The organism is Parabacteroides sp. Y3-G-102, assembly GCF_023656845.1.
In the GTDB taxonomy this organism is placed as follows: domain Bacteria; phylum Bacteroidota; class Bacteroidia; order Bacteroidales; family Tannerellaceae; genus Parabacteroides; species Parabacteroides distasonis.
This window is the reverse complement of record NZ_JAMOKU010000044.1, coordinates 1-14,466: the sequence shown is the minus strand read 5'-3', so window position 1 is coordinate 14,466 and position 14,466 is coordinate 1. Positions and strand designations below refer to the sequence as shown.

The following is a 14,466-nucleotide window of genomic DNA, read 5'->3' as shown; positions in this document are numbered from 1 at the left end:
TCGCAAAGGTAACAACCCTAAGGTAAAACGCAACTCTCTCCATCATTATTTCAAACCGGAATTCACATAAAATAACAATGCCCATCGTAAGGTCTTCACAATGGGCATCGTAAGGTGCTTAGAATGCCTATTGTAACAGGCTTACAATGGGCATCATGGTTTTCTTATTCCAAAGAGAATGAATAGGGGCGATCACTATCCTGCGTACCTCGCTGTTTATTAGGGGTATCGCTCATTTGGTATTGAATTTTTGCGCCACCTAGCAACTGCTCATGTGTCAAGAAATTGCGGGTGTATGTCTTGCCGTTTACTTTCATACCCTTGATGTAACGGTTCTCCCGATCAGCCTTGTCCGCTTGGATCAACACCTGCTTTCCGTTATCCAGATGGAGTTTTACGGATTTGAACAGAGGAGTACCTAATACATATTGGTCGGTGCCCGGACATACGGTATAGAAGCCTAAGGCAGAGAACACATACCATGCGGAAGTCTGTCCGTTATCCTCATCGCCGCAATAGCCATCCGCCTCAGCGGTATAAAGTTTGTGCATGATCTCGCGCACCCAGTATTGGGCTTTCCAAGGCTCGCCGGAATAGTTGTATAGATATACCATATGCTGGATGGGTTGGTTTCCGTGGGCGTATTGTCCCATATTCATTACTTGCATCTCACGCATCTCATGGATCATACCGCGGCTATCCATACCCAAACGACTAGGCATCTTGAAGACGGAATCCATCATGTGGTTGAATTCCTTCTTTCCTCCCATTAAGTCGATAAGACCTTGCGGGTCGTGGAAAACACAGAAACTCCAATGCCAGCTATTACCCTCGCAGAAATCACGGCTCCAGTCCGTACCTTTAAAAGAAGGGTTGAACTCGCCCTTATCAGAGCGTCCGACCATCAACTTATATTTTGGGTCGTACACATTCTTATAGTTGTTAGCCCGTTGCTTGAAGATATCGATCTCGCTTGCCGGCTTGCCTAGTTTCTTTCCTAACGCATAAATTGTCCAGTCATTATAAGCATATTCCAAGGTACGAGCTACGTTTTGTCCGATACCGATATTATTCGGTACATAACCCAGTTTATTATACTCCTCGTAAGCGACACGACCGGAAGCCGTTCTCGGCAGTTGGCTATTCGCGTCATGCTTCAAAGCTTCCCAAAGCGTCTCGATATCGTATCCTCTCAAGCCTTTGATATAAGCGTCGGCTACCACGGAAGCGGAGTTATTGCCGACCATGCAATCCCGGTGGCCCGGACTTGCCCATTCCGGCAAGAAACCGCTCTCTTTATAAGCGTTCACCAAACCTTCCTGCATCTTTTGGTTCATCTCCGGATACATCAGGTTCAAGAAGGGGAAAAGACAACGGAACGTATCCCAGAAACCGGTATCGGTAAACATATAGCCCGGCAAGACCTCACCGTTATAAGGGCTATAATGCATGACTTGCCCTTTGGCATCGATCTCATAGAAGCTACGAGGGAAAAGCAAGGAACGATACAAGCAAGAATAGAAAGTACGCAAGTTATCGATGTTCGTATCCTCTACCTCGATCTTACCTAATTCCCGGTTCCAGATTTCCTTCCCTTTGGTCACTAGCTGATCGAAACCAGTATCTCCCACCTCACGCAAGTTTAACTCGGCCTGCTCAGTGCTGATGAAAGAAGAAGCCACATTGGCATGCACCACCTCGCCGGCCTTTGTCTCAAAACCGATGATAGCGCCGGCATGGTTTGTCTTCACCTCCGACTCATCCAACTGGATCGCCCCGTTCTTAACCGTAGAGGAGAACGTGAATGGCTTATCGAATTGGATCACGAAATAATTCTTGAAGTTACGGGGAACACCGCCCGTGTTCTTCGTGGAATAACCGATGATCTTACGTTCCGCAGGCAATACCTTTATATAAGAGCCTTTATCGAAAGCGTCGATGACGATATACGCTTTCTTGGTTTCCGGGAATGTAAAGCGGAACTTAGCCGCACGTTCCGTCGGAACCAACTCGGTAGTCACGTCATGATCGGCTAGATAGACCTTATAATAATAAGGTGTAGCCACTTCCCCTTTGTGAGAGAACCAGCTAGCCCGTTTCTCCTCGTCGAAGACCAAGCCTTCGGTAGTAGGCATAATGGAGAACTGCCCGTAATCGTTCATCCACGGGCTCGGTTGATGGGTTTGCTTGAACCCCCGGATCTTATCCGCGTCGTAACGATAGGTCCAGCCGTTGCCCATCTCGCCGGTCTGGGGAGTCCAGAAGTTCATACCCCAAGGCATAGCCGTGGCCGGATAGGTATTTCCGGTAGATAATTCGTACTTGGATTGGGTACCGACTAACGTATTCACGTAGTCTACAGGATTCTCTACGGCGGAAAGCTGCATGCAACAGGCTATCCCTATCGCTAAGAACCCTTGCTTGAAAAAAGATGTTTTCATGTTTGTATAGAATATTAATATTGTCTGTATTGTAGAGACGGGGCGTGCCCCGTCTCATCCCTGCAAAATAGTAATTTAAGATACGATCAGTCTGTGGGAGACGGGGCACGCCCCGTCTCTACAACTTGGTGATTGTATAGGCGGTAACGTTGGCCGCTTTCCGGACAGGTGGCGAATCCTTCGGAGTCAAATACAAGGCGATGGCCGTACTCGCTTACCCAACCGATCTGCCGCGATGGATTTCCTACAACCAGCGCATAAGCCGGAACATCCTTCGTTACCACCGCCCCGGCACCGATCATGGCATACCGCCCGACCGTATGTCCACAAATAATCGTAGCGTTAGCTCCGATCGAGGCCCCCTTGCCAATCACCGTCTCCTTATACTGGTCTTTCCGAGAGACAGCGCTACGCGGATTGGTTACATTTGTAAACACGCAACTAGGCCCCAAGAACACATCATCCTCGCAAATCACCCCCGTATAAATAGACACATTGTTCTGTACCTTCACGTTATTCCCTAAGACCACGCCCGGCGATACGACTACATTCTGGCCGATATTACACGCCCTGCCAATCACGCATCCCGTCATGATATGGGAAAAATGCCAGATATGGGTTCCTTCCCCGATCTCACAACCGGCATCGATTACCGCTGTCTCGTGCGCTTGATAACTCATATCAATCCTCTTATTTATAGATTAGGAAAATAGTAGGCTTCTTGCTCAGATCGGGAACTTTACCCGCCCATTCCTTGACCGGGCGAGTGTGGATATACTCATCCTCACAGGTTATATTCGAGGCGATACACAGTTTCGTAGACGGACGGCACGTACGGATCAACTCCTCGGCCAGTTTATTATTCCGGTAAGGAGTCTCGATAAACAATTGCGTCTGATGCTCGGAATAGATCCTTCCCTCCAATTTCTTGATTGTATTCGTTCGCTCGGAAGCATCAATCGGCAGATAACCGTGAAAAGCGAAACTCTGTCCGTTAAAGCCCGATCCCATCACCGACATCAAGATAGACGAAGGCCCTACCAACGGTACCACCGGATAATCCTTCCGTTGGGCGATAGCCACTACGTCAGCGCCCGGATCAGCGATCGCCGGACAGCCCGCCTCCGAGATCACGCCTACACTCTCGCCTTTCGCCAAAGGAGCCAGATAACCAGCTACTTGTTCCGGTGAGGTATGTTTATTCAGCTCATAAAATGTCAAGTCATCGATCACAATCCCCGGCTCCACCTTTTTCAAGAAACGGCGTGCCGTACGCACGTTTTCCACGATAAAATGCCGGATAGATAAGATCACGTCACGGTTGTACTCTGGTAAAACACGGCGATGTTCCGTATCGCCCAAGGTAACTGGTATAAGGAAAAGAGATGCTCGCATACTGTTTGTTTTCCGCGAAAGTAGTACTTTTGCCGCAAACTAACAGAATAATCATGGCACTTCCTATTGATTTTATTACCCGTACACGGGCTTTACTTGGCGAGGAGTTCGATCGTTTAGAGGCAGCGTTAAACGCTGATGTTCCCGTAAGTATCCGTATCAACTCGATGAAAGGGACTCCCGCTCCCAAAGTAGGTGCTCCGGTTGCTTGGTGCGAGAGCGGTTTTTATTTGCCGGAACGGTTGTCTTTCACCTTCGATCCTCTATTCCATGCGGGGGCCTATTACGTGCAGGAAGCGTCTTCCATGTTTCTGGAACAAGCGATCAAGGCATACGTAAAAGAGCCGGTACGTTGCTTGGATTTATGCGCCGCCCCGGGTGGCAAGTCCACGCATCTGGCGAGCTTATTGCCGGATGGAAGCCTGTTAGTGAGCAATGAGGTGATCCGCAGCCGGAGTTATGTATTGGCCGAGAATATCGCTAAATGGGGCCGCCCGGACACGATCGTTATCAATAATGACCCGGAGGAGATCGGCGAGGCATTGCCTCATCTGTTCGACGTGATCGTCACCGACGTACCTTGTTCCGGTGAGGGCATGTTCCGGAAAGATACGGATAGCACAGGCGAATGGAGCGTAGATAACGTACGGCTTTGCGCCTCCCGTGGGCGGCGCATCATCCATGATATCTGGAACGCCTTGAAACCCGGAGGTATCTTGATCTACAGTACATGTACCTATAATACGGAAGAGGATGAGGAGAACATACATTATATAATAGAGGAGCTGGGAGCCGAGGCATTGCCTATCCCTACCCAAGAGGAATGGCAGATCACCGGCGCCCTCCGGTTTGAACATCCGGTTTACCGCTTCTTCCCGCATAAGACACGGGGCGAAGGCTTTTTCCTCGCCGCCCTCCGGAAAGCGGAAGGCGAGATCGAGGAAATTCGTGTCAAGTCCAAAGGGAAAAAAGAGCGAGGAAAAGCCGCTCCGTCCATCCCACAGGAGGCCCGTCTGTTCCTTTCGGATGAAACTTCGTTTTCTCTCGAATGGAACGGCAGTTTCCTTCGAGCGTATCCCAAAGCCCATTCGGATCTATTTTCACTCATCAATGCCAAGCCTTTACGGGTACTTTCCGCCGGTATTTACCTAGGAGAAGCGAAAGGGAAAGACTTTATCCCATCTCAAGAGCTGGCTTTAAGTACTGCCTTAACCCCCAACGCATTTCCATCCGTGGAACTGGAATGGGAAGACGCTATTAAATTCTTAAAGAAAGAGGCGCTCGTCTTACCCTCCGGTACAGATAAGGGATATGTGTTGGTACGCTACCAAGGACTTCCACTAGGTTTTGTAAAGAACCTTGGCAACCGGGCCAATAACCTGTATCCGCAAGAGTGGCGTATACGGACGGGATATATTCCGGAGGAAATCAAACTATTTTTAGGACGATAAGACCACTATATAGGCACAAAGCCACACGTATATACGTATAAGACCACACTTACGTACGTGTAGGCCGATGCGTATATACGCATGAGGTTACGCCTATATACGTGAGAGAATCAATCCTAATCCACGAATCGCAACGTAAACAAGGCGGCCTCCATCCGGCGGATCAAGTTCGCCTTTTTTGATTCCGGGGCATAGACAAAGCTTTCCGCTACGATAACCCGCCCTTTTTTCTTGTCGAGCAGGGCATGGCTGACGAACGGGCCGCCCATCTTATCTCCTTCCATACGCCAAAGACCACGCAATACGCCGCGGTATTCGCCACGGTAGGTGATCGGCTCGTAAGAAAGCTCGAAGCGCTTCTCTGTCTTCATATAAGAATTCGGGAAAGAGCCCGGTACGTTCCGCCTCACTACAGAATCACGCATAGCGACCAGATAATCTTCGGTAAATGCCTCTTGAGCCGTATAGGGAAAACTATATACCAAGATATCAGTCCGTCCCCTATTTGCGTTATTCGAGCCCCAAAAGAAATCGGTCTCTTCCTTATAGGCCGACATATCTTCCGGCACGAACAGCGAGATACCGAAACGGGACTTCAACTTCTCATTGATCCAACTGCTATGGCTCTTAGAAAGTCCAACTATCCAACGTTCCCTTTCCACTCGATTGAAATGGTTGACCAACCGTCCTTCATTTAATAAAAGGAACTCGGTTAAAGCAGCGGTAGTCGGAGCATACAGAGTCACAACATTCTGACCGCTGGCCCATTCATCGGGACTCTCTCTTGTTCCAGCTTTCGTATACCGGTTAGTATCTACGGATACGATCAAGATATTTCGTACGTATCGTAATAAACCGGAAAAGCCCGATGGCTCCGAATAGGTGACACGCATAGATGCTTCCGCTTGAGGCAAAGCAGGTATCGGCGCTCGCAATTGTTCTTGCAGCAACTCCCCCACCTCACCATTCCATGCGTCTCGATCCATTACAACCACCACCTCGAAAGGCCATCCGGTAGCCCGCCGTAGCGAGGCCACCGGAGAGGACGAAGTCCAATCACAAGCGGAAAGCCCCACCATTAGGCTAAGGCTGATCCATAGTAGTACAATTTGTGTTCTCATAGCATTCCTGATTATTCGTTCTTAAAAACTAAACTACACATCGCAAAAGTACAGGAAGGATCGTAAAGAGGAAAGAAATGGTACCGGACAAAACAAGCGAACATCAAACAACTAATAATCACACATATAAACCACGCAATGGGAGATAAACGGATAATATTGCCGGACAATCACGACAAACAAAATAACTTTAAGCTTTATAATAAACGGACATAGGCATCCAAATCCGTCTTTTCATCCAAGCCTAGACGTTTTTTTAAACGGCCTTTCGATTTGGTTAACGCATCCGGAGTATTATTAAACACGGCTAGTTGCTCCTTTCGGGAGAAATTCCATTTGATCAAGCAACATATTTCCTGCTCATGGCGGGTAATACTGTATTTATTTCTCAGATCGGTTAAGAAGTTATTAAACAGAAGATCGGTCATATCAATAATCTCAGCCCATTCCTCTTTACTTGGATTCACATGGAGAGGATCATCTTTAAGGGCACATAAAAGCTTAGGTACATCCACATCTACTTTTCCGGTAGCATTGTCCAATAAGTTATTATCGCCGGAAAGAACAAGGATCTCTCTCTCCAACTGCTCCATCTTCTGGCGATAGGCTGTCAGCTCCGTCTCGATCCGGTCATAAGCCTCCGAGCGGATGACCAGAGAATCCCGTTCCCGCTCCAAGCGTACGACTTGCTCTTGATAGGAGGCTAATTGTTGTTTATAACGATACATATTCGCTTTATTCTGCCGAATGCGAGAACGGACAGATTCATTTCTCTCCCGGATACGTCCCGTACGTACTCCCAACAAAAAGCTAAATACCACCGCCACGATCAAGGCTAAGCAACCAGCCCCCCAATCAACAAATCCCCAAAACTCCCCCATCCCGGTTACCGTATGGATTTATTTCTCAGATAATCATAGATAGCCAATTGCGAACGCACTTTTACCGGATTATCATCACACTTAAAATTATTACGTAACTCGCCATCCAAATAACAAGCTTTCACGTTGTCACTTAGCTGGATATTCAAGATATCGATTATCTCCCTCTTCAGATCCGGATCAAGGATCGGGAAAGCCGTCTCGATCCGTCGGTTCAAATTCCGACGCATCCAATCCGCCGAGGTAAGGAAAAGATCCTCCTGACCATCATTCAGAAAATACCAAACCCGGGAATGCTCCAAAAACATATCCACGATACGAGTAACCCGGATGTTAGCGCTGTAAGGTTGGTTCGGTACCAGGCAACAAATCCCCCGGACAATCAGATCGATCTCTACCCCCGCCTCACTCGCATGATAGAGTTCCTCGATCATATGTTGGTCATGCAGTCCGTTCATCTTTAATATGATCCGTCCTCTTCGGCCTTCCTGCACATGCTCGATCTCCCGCCGAATCCTACCAATCAATTCCGAGACCATATTGAAACGGGCCACCAACAAATGGCGGAAAGTAGGTTCTTTCATACGCCCTTCCAAAACAGCGAATACTTTATTGATATCCGTAATAATCTCCGTATTCGAAGTCAATAACGCCATATCCGAATAGATCTTGGCCGTCTTCTCATTGAAATTACCGGTACTCAAATAGGCAAAATCACGCCGTTTAAGTCCCTCGGACGTATCCTTCCGAAGAATGACCGCAACCTTCGCATGTACTTTCAAGCCCGGAATACTATAAATGATACGAATACCGGCCTGCTCCATACGCTCTGCCGTACTCATATTATTCTCCTCGTCGAAACGGGCTTTCAATTCCACAAATACCGTCACTTTCTTACCATTCTGGGCAGCGCTGACCAGCGTATTAATCACGGCCGAATTCTCTGCCACTCGATACTGGGTAATCTTGATCTCATCCACCTTCGGATCAAAGGCCGCCTCCATCAAAAAGCGGATCAAATAATCAAACGACTCATAAGGGAAATGCAATAAGATATCCCGCTTCTTCACGGCCTTGAATACCGACCCCATCTCATCAAGGAAAGGCACACGCATAGGCACCGGTGGCTGCTGCTCCAAATGCTTTCCTGCCGGATTCGGCAATTTCATCAAGTCCTGCAAATTATTATATCGTCCACCTAACACCAAGTCCTCCGACGTAATACCAAAGGCATCGCAAACAAAAGCCAGAAAATCACCCGGCATCGCTTGATCATACATAAAACGGCTCAAGGCTCCGATCTTGCGCTTCTTCACCTTCTTACGGATATTCTCCACGATATTCGCCCGGCTCTCATCATCCAAATAAATATCCGCATCCCGGGAAATCTTGATGCTGTAACAGCCATCAATAATATAACCGGGAAAAACATTCTGTAAATTCGCACGGATAATGTCGTCGATAAACATGATATAATATTTCCCGTCATGCTGAGGCAACTCGATAAAACGGGGAACTTTCGCATAAGGAATCTTCATCAACGCATAATGATACTCGGGTACGAAGCCCGGCTCATTCATCCGCTTGCTCCGCTTAATCATACGGATCACAAGGTAAAGCCGACGATCCCGGATGAACGTACGTATATCACCGGCTTGAATCATGACCGGCGACAGGAATGGGAAAACCTCCTCATTAAAGAAATTATGGACAAACTCTTCATGGAAAGGTTCCGGCTTCTCATTCTGGTATAAGTAAACATTCTGGCGATTCAATTCCGGCAATATCTTCTCCGAGAAAATACGGTAATAGTCCCGTTGCTGGCGGTTAACCTCCCGGGTGATAGCCGCCAAGGTCTCTTCCGCCTCAGCTGCGCTCTCCTCCGAATAATTCTTTTTCATGATTACCCCCCGGTGTTCCGCAACCCGGATCTCATAAAATTCTTCCAGATTCGAGGAATAGATAGAAAGGAACTTAATACGCTCATAAATAGGCAGCGTATCATCTTCCGCTTCCAGCAAGACACGGTAGTTAAACGACAACCAGCTTAAGTCCCGTTTAAAATATTGATATGAATTCTCCATAATATTCTTATCTTAGGCGTGTAAATATAGATACTTTCGAGCAATAAAAGAAATTGTTATGATTAAAGTTGGATTGCTTTCAGACACCCATGCGTACTGGGATGATAAGTACGCCGAATATTTTAAAGATTGCGATGAAATCTGGCATGCGGGCGATATAGGCTCCGATCTTTTGGCCGCGAAATTCGAGGCATTGAAACCTTTCAGGGCCGTATACGGAAATATAGACGGACAAGCCATTCGCCTGCAATATCCTAAAGTAGCTCATTTCAAGGTAGAAGACGTGAACGTTATGATGACTCATATCGGAGGTTATCCGGGCCGCTACAATCCCGAGATCCGCAAAGAATTATACGATACACGGCCAAATCTATTCATCTCCGGACATTCGCATATCCTGAAAGTAGTATTCGATCGAAGCTTGAAGTGTCTGCATATGAATCCGGGAGCGGCTGGAAAAAGTGGCTTTCATCAAGTACGTACCTTATTACGTTTCGTTATTGCGGGAAAGGATATCAAAGATTTGGAAGTTATAGAGCTAGGGAATCGGGCATTATAAGATGATTAGTTACCGCAACAGAAACTCTCGGCGAAAAGAATCGTATTTTGCAAATAAGCGAACTCTTTCTCAAAATATTCGCTAAACACCCCGGAGCTCAAGTTCTCCTCGATTTGTTTCGCTGTCCAAAGCTTTCCGCTACGGCGCTTACATTGATTTAATTGCTCTTCCGTACGTAAACAAATAACATAGAGAGATACCAAATGTTTCACCTTCTCGTTCTCAAATGTATAACGGATCAGGAAGCGTGGAGCAATTGATTTATCTTGCGCCAAACTTCCGAGAGTCTCTTTGACCGTGCTATCTATACTATGTCGGAAGAGCACGTAATTATGGAACGGATAATCCATCGTATCCGGAGAGACAAACTCATCCTTACTTCGTCTCACCAGATATAACATACCATTATAAACAACGGCGATACGCACGATCGGATGATAGTATTTCTTCGGTAAAGAGCGGCTGACCGAACGTGCGATACAACCGATCACCTTCCCATTGTCATTCAATACGGGAAGCCACATTTCCTTTTTCAAGCTACCTTGCATCAAGGACAAACGTATTTGCTCATAAACAATGACCAAAACACCGATTACCAATCCCAACTCCCGGTATAAAAAACGTTCGGTACGCATATTCTGCATCGTTTCCGGCAAGATACTATATAACAAGATGATGAAAAGATGCAACGTGTACAGGTTCTGTACCAACTGAGCGAGGAAATAAAATTCGTTCAAGGTAGTACGAAGCAAAGTACGTTTAAAAGAGGGACGTTTCGAATCGCGTATACGTTGTATGACCGTTCTCCTCGTGAACCCCACGATCGCTAACGCCACGACCAGTAATACTTCCGTGATAAGAGGAGAGTATATAAACAACACAGGTTCAAGCTTGAGACAAAGAAATACGGAATATAAGACCAATGTGCCCGCCGATGGCAGAAGCATAAATTGGTATACCTTATCCTTGCTCAACACCTGAAACAAAAAAATACAAACAAAACAGAAAGTAACCCCAATTATAAAAGATAATAAATAAGAAAAATAGTTATCCAAAAACATGAATAACAACAATGGCAATAAACCTATCGCCTGATTATCTAGACCTTTCTTTACTCTGTTCATTCCTTCCCCCCCTTTAGTCCACTTTTATATTAATAACAACAAAGATTGTCAAAAGTTCATGAATCATATATGCTTTTCCGCATGGTACGACGAGCGTACCAGCGGAGCGCTCTCTACTTTCTTAAAACCTTTGCCAACGGCTTGCTGTCTATAATATTCAAAGCATTCAGGAGTCACATATTCAGAGACGGGAATATTCTTGCGAGAAGGCTGTAAATACTGCCCGATTGTTAAAACAGAAACACCCGCCAGCAAAACATCATCCATTAATTCAAGCACCTCATCCTCGGTCTCACCCAGTCCGACCATGATACCAGTCTTGGCTACCACACCCTGCTCAGCGATTCGTCGCAAAACGGATAAACTCACGTCATACTTTGCGGCGCTACGCACTTGCGGACTGATACGGCGTACAGTCTCCATATTATGGGAGATAATCTCAGGCGCCGCATCCACGACCTGATCAACCAGATCCAATCGTCCTTGAAAATCCGGGATTAAGACTTCCACGGTCGTTTGAGGATTCACCTCTTTGATCGTACGGATCGTATTTACCCAATGAGAAGCGCCTAAGTCTGGTAAGTCATCACGATCAACGGACGTGATCACCGCATGCTTGAGATTCATTAAACGGATGCTCTCCGCTACATTCGCTGGCTCTTTCGGGTCCAACGGAAGAGGTTTACCCGTTAGCGTATTACAAAAACGACAAGAGCGAGTACAGATCTCACCACCGATCATGAATGTAGCTGTTCCCCGGCTCCAACATTCACCCATATTCGGGCATTTACCACTTGTGCATATTGTGTGAAGGCAATGAGATTCAACAATACTTTTTGTCTTCGTGAATTGCTCATTTCCGCCAAGCCGGATCTTCAACCAATCCGGCTTTCTTAAATGCTGCGCCATGTCTTACAAATTATTGAATAAATAATTAGCCATCTTCGTATACAAATGGTAACGGGTATTACCACCGTATATGCTATGATTCCGATCTTTATAAACATGCATATCGAACTGCTTACCCGCTTGAACCAAAGCCTCGGCATATTCCATTGTTTGCATAAAATGAACATTATCATCGGCGGTTCCATGAACCAGCAATAACTTGCCTTGTAAGTCTTTCACCCGGCGTAACGGGGAGGTAGCCGCATAGCCCTCGAAATTCTCTTGCGGGGTACGCATGAAACGCTCCGTATAAACGGAGTCATAATATTTCCAGTCCGTCGGAGGAGCTACAGCGATACCCACCTTAAACGTTCCGTTTCCGGTACTCAAGGCCATCAACGTGTTATAACCTCCGAAACTCCAACCCCAGATCGCGATACGATCCTTATCGATATAAGGTAACTTGCCCAACGCTTGCGCAGCCTCCACTTGGTCTCTGGATTCCAGCTCGCCCATTCTCAAATAAGTACATTTACGGAATGCCTCACCACGGGCACCGGTTCCACGACCATCCACACATACCACGATAATACCATTTGAGGCCAGATATTGCTCCCAATCGAAACCGTATTGATCCAATACTTGCTGGGAGTTAGGACCACTATATTGCGTCATCATCACCGGATATTTCTTCGACGGGTCAAAATCAGCGGGTTTTACGATCCAAGCGTTGAACTCATAATCCGAAGCCGTATGTACCTTCATAAATTCCTTCTTAGCAAAAACATACTCCTTCAGCTTACTCTTCAACGCGGCGTTATCTTGCAGAACACGTAGTTCCTTTTTGGTCTTCGTCTCATTCACCGTAATCTTCGCCGGGGTATTCGCATTGGAATAGGTATTCACGAAATAAGCGAAATTGTCACTAAAGACCGCCTTATTCATACCCTCTTCTGTAGAGAGTTTTGTCTTCACGCCTTTAGCGTCGATCTTATAGATAGAACGGCGGATCGGGCTTTCCTCGGCAGACTCGTAATAGAAAGTCTTCGTATTCTCATCCACGCCCAAGAACTTCGTGACATCCCAGTTCCCTTGAGTTACCTGACGTTGCATAACACCTGTCGGGGAATACAAATAAATATGGGAATAGCCATCTTGTTCACTCACATAGGTAAACCCATTGTTCAAGAACTGGATGGAAGTCAACCAATCAGAATCCACGTAGCATTTATTTTCCTCACGCAAGATCAAACGGAACACACCGCTCTTCGGATTTGCATAATACATATTGAATACATTCTGCTGGCGGTTCAATGTCATGATAGCCAACTGATCCGGATTCTGCGTGAAAGTAATACGGGGAATATAGAAGTCGCCTTCTACCGGGACCTTCATCTCCTTCGTGTCTTTGGTGACTACGCTATAAGAATGTACGGAAACCTTTGAATTCTTCTGCCCGGCCTTCGGATATTTATATTCGTAATACCCCGGATAAAGTCCCTCACCATACATCTGCATAGAATATTCGGGCACCTCGGACTCGTCAAAACGGACAAAGGCCAGATACTCGCTATCGGGAGACCACGCCATTAGATTTGTCACCGCAAATTCTTCCTCATACACCCAATCCGTGATGCCATTCAATATCTTATTCAACTCACCGTCCTTGGTGACTTGTACCTCCGTGTCGAAATCAAACTTACGTATCCAAATATTATTATCCCGTACATAAGCGCACATACGACCATCCGGCGAGAAAGTTGGGATCATTTGCTTACCCTCGGCATCGGAAATAGGCTTCACATAATTACGACGCACGTCATAATCATAAACCACCGCCTTAGTAGAGCGACGATAAATAGACTCCGTATCCCTCCAAACCAAGATGTGATGCCCGGTACTGCTGATTGTATATCCATCAAAATCCGTAAAGGTACATTCACGAGCTTTACGGGCATTAAACAATGTATCCACAGGATTTCCCGTACGATAGGAATATTTAATGATCATACTCTTATCGGCGTTCATGGCTGTGTAGTGTTCTCCATCCGGCAGGGATCGCATCTCTCCGATAGCCGTCACTTGACGAAATTTCCCATCGGTTATTTCTTTTAAGTCAACATGCTTGCTTCCGGTTTGTGCGGCCACACTTCCGAATACGGCCAACGAAAGCAATAAACTAAAACCTAATCGTTTCATTTATACTCTTATTATTTCTGTTTGAGACGCGAAGTTAGCATAAAAAACAATACCACTAACAGAGATTCTCTATTTCCTCAGTACAACATGTAGGACAGCCATTTTTATAGCCCGAAAAATACGGCAGTACTTACTTGCCCATAGAATATATACTGCAAGTGGCAAAGGATATATACTTACTTGGCCAAGTAAGTACTGCGTTGACTATGCCTAAATTTACTTCACAGATTTTACTGTTATTTTCTAAGGTACTTCACATCTTAGAGAAGCTTCTCCTGAAAAACTTCACAGGGTTGAAAGTTGTTTCCTGAACCGGTTCACAG

At 46.3% G+C, this 14,466-nt stretch carries 11 protein-coding genes; 2 read left to right on the top strand and 9 right to left on the bottom strand.

Going from position 1 to position 14,466, the window contains the following annotated elements; translation table 11 throughout:
• Positions 1–164: 164 nt before the first annotated feature.
• From NBH16_RS18230 to NBH16_RS18220, 3 genes are all read right to left on the bottom strand, one after another.
• Positions 165–2,441, bottom strand: a complete 2,277-nt coding sequence (locus tag NBH16_RS18230) for a GH92 family glycosyl hydrolase (RefSeq protein ID WP_122378505.1) — start codon at positions 2,439–2,441, stop codon at positions 165–167.
• A gap of 86 nt (positions 2,442–2,527) precedes the next feature.
• On the bottom strand, positions 2,528–3,121 hold the full coding sequence (locus tag NBH16_RS18225) for an acyltransferase (protein WP_121960951.1): 594 nt from the start codon (positions 3,119–3,121) through the stop codon (positions 2,528–2,530).
• Positions 3,122–3,131: 10 nt separating this feature from the next.
• Positions 3,132–3,836, bottom strand: a complete 705-nt coding sequence (locus tag NBH16_RS18220) for an SAM-dependent methyltransferase (protein WP_005854278.1) — start codon at positions 3,834–3,836, stop codon at positions 3,132–3,134.
• Between the two features lie 53 nt (positions 3,837–3,889).
• On the opposite strand from NBH16_RS18220, the gene NBH16_RS18215 reads away from it, so the two are divergent.
• Positions 3,890–5,287: a methyltransferase RsmF C-terminal domain-like protein gene (locus NBH16_RS18215; protein WP_250788946.1), complete on the top strand. Its 1,398-nt coding sequence runs from the start codon at positions 3,890–3,892 to the stop codon at positions 5,285–5,287.
• A gap of 116 nt (positions 5,288–5,403) precedes the next feature.
• Here the strand turns inward: NBH16_RS18215 and NBH16_RS18210 are convergent, their stop codons facing one another.
• The 3 genes from NBH16_RS18210 to NBH16_RS18200 form a co-directional block, all read right to left on the bottom strand.
• The gene (locus NBH16_RS18210) at positions 5,404–6,408 is read right to left on the bottom strand and encodes a DUF4837 family protein (protein WP_048927539.1); all 1,005 of its coding nucleotides are present in this window, start codon (positions 6,406–6,408) and stop codon (positions 5,404–5,406) included.
• 197 nt (positions 6,409–6,605) lie between these two features.
• Positions 6,606–7,289, bottom strand: a complete 684-nt coding sequence (locus NBH16_RS18205; protein ID WP_250788945.1) for a hypothetical protein — start codon at positions 7,287–7,289, stop codon at positions 6,606–6,608.
• Positions 7,290–7,294: 5 nt separating this feature from the next.
• A complete protein-coding gene (locus NBH16_RS18200; protein WP_122370138.1) occupies positions 7,295–9,373 on the bottom strand; it encodes an RNA degradosome polyphosphate kinase in 2,079 nt (692 codons plus the stop codon).
• A gap of 58 nt (positions 9,374–9,431) precedes the next feature.
• Between NBH16_RS18200 and NBH16_RS18195 the strand changes: the two genes are divergently transcribed.
• Positions 9,432–9,932 (top strand): metallophosphoesterase family protein, encoded by a 501-nt coding sequence (locus tag NBH16_RS18195; RefSeq protein ID WP_005864233.1) that lies wholly within the window; start codon positions 9,432–9,434, stop codon positions 9,930–9,932.
• Between the two features lie 5 nt (positions 9,933–9,937).
• Here NBH16_RS18195 and NBH16_RS18190 read toward each other — a convergent pair whose 3' ends face one another.
• The 3 genes from NBH16_RS18190 to NBH16_RS18180 form a co-directional block, all read right to left on the bottom strand.
• Positions 9,938–11,056: a hypothetical protein gene (locus NBH16_RS18190; RefSeq protein ID WP_005864231.1), complete on the bottom strand. Its 1,119-nt coding sequence runs from the start codon at positions 11,054–11,056 to the stop codon at positions 9,938–9,940.
• A 63-nt stretch (positions 11,057–11,119) separates the two neighbouring features.
• Positions 11,120–11,965, bottom strand: coding sequence for a lipoyl synthase (lipA, locus tag NBH16_RS18185; RefSeq protein ID WP_250788944.1), 846 nt, complete (start codon positions 11,963–11,965; stop codon positions 11,120–11,122).
• Positions 11,966–11,968: 3 nt separating this feature from the next.
• Positions 11,969–14,143: a S9 family peptidase gene (locus NBH16_RS18180; RefSeq protein ID WP_250788943.1), complete on the bottom strand. Its 2,175-nt coding sequence runs from the start codon at positions 14,141–14,143 to the stop codon at positions 11,969–11,971.
• Positions 14,144–14,466 lie beyond the last annotated feature (323 nt).

Bases quoted from the DNA above. Each gene is read 5' to 3' on its own strand.
- NBH16_RS18230 (WP_122378505.1), bottom strand. From the start codon at position 2,441: ATGAAAACATCTTTTTTCAAGCAAGGGTTCTTAGCGATAGGGATAGCC.
- NBH16_RS18225 (WP_121960951.1), bottom strand. From the start codon at position 3,121: ATGAGTTATCAAGCGCACGAGACAGCGGTAATCGATGCCGGTTGTGAG.
- NBH16_RS18220 (WP_005854278.1), bottom strand. From the start codon at position 3,836: ATGCGAGCATCTCTTTTCCTTATACCAGTTACCTTGGGCGATACGGAA.
- NBH16_RS18215 (WP_250788946.1), top strand. From the start codon at position 3,890: ATGGCACTTCCTATTGATTTTATTACCCGTACACGGGCTTTACTTGGC.
- NBH16_RS18210 (WP_048927539.1), bottom strand. From the start codon at position 6,408: ATGAGAACACAAATTGTACTACTATGGATCAGCCTTAGCCTAATGGTG.
- NBH16_RS18205 (WP_250788945.1), bottom strand. From the start codon at position 7,289: ATGGGGGAGTTTTGGGGATTTGTTGATTGGGGGGCTGGTTGCTTAGCC.
- NBH16_RS18200 (WP_122370138.1), bottom strand. From the start codon at position 9,373: ATGGAGAATTCATATCAATATTTTAAACGGGACTTAAGCTGGTTGTCG.
- NBH16_RS18195 (WP_005864233.1), top strand. From the start codon at position 9,432: ATGATTAAAGTTGGATTGCTTTCAGACACCCATGCGTACTGGGATGAT.
- NBH16_RS18190 (WP_005864231.1), bottom strand. From the start codon at position 11,056: ATGAACAGAGTAAAGAAAGGTCTAGATAATCAGGCGATAGGTTTATTG.
- lipA (WP_250788944.1), bottom strand. From the start codon at position 11,965: ATGGCGCAGCATTTAAGAAAGCCGGATTGGTTGAAGATCCGGCTTGGC.
- NBH16_RS18180 (WP_250788943.1), bottom strand. From the start codon at position 14,143: ATGAAACGATTAGGTTTTAGTTTATTGCTTTCGTTGGCCGTATTCGGA.